The sequence below is a fragment of the Mesorhizobium sp. M8A.F.Ca.ET.208.01.1.1 genome (assembly GCF_004791315.1).
Classification (GTDB): domain Bacteria; phylum Pseudomonadota; class Alphaproteobacteria; order Rhizobiales; family Rhizobiaceae; genus Mesorhizobium.
This window is the reverse complement of record NZ_SRUT01000309.1, coordinates 1-300: the sequence shown is the minus strand read 5'-3', so window position 1 is coordinate 300 and position 300 is coordinate 1. Positions and strand designations below refer to the sequence as shown.

General features: G+C 59.0%; 1 protein-coding gene. It reads left to right on the top strand.

Going from position 1 to position 300, the window contains the following annotated elements; genetic code table 11:
- Nucleotides 1–180 (top strand): hypothetical protein (locus EN851_RS35425; RefSeq protein ID WP_135931120.1); only part of this gene is annotated, 180 nt, incomplete at its 5' end.
- Between the last annotated feature and the right edge of the window lie 120 nt (nucleotides 181–300).

Sequence of the window (300 nt, the reverse complement as noted above, 5' to 3'; positions counted from 1 at the left end):
CTCGCCCATGAAGGCCTGCTGGAAAGCGGCCTCAAGGTGCGCCCGCTGGTGCTGCCGGACGTGTTCAGCGACCACGCCAAGCCCGAGAAAATGTACGCCGACGCCGGCCTGGATTCGGCCGGCATCGTGCATACGGTCTTTGCCGCGCTCGGCCGTGGCGTGCAGGCGCAGCGCGCCTGAATCTAAGTCTTAACTTTTTCAATCAGTTTGTCAGCTTTTTGCGGTAACTATTTCTTAACGCTTCCGTTTGGCGGTTCGCTTACCCTGTCTCTTGGCCGATTTTCAACGGCGCCCTGCTAA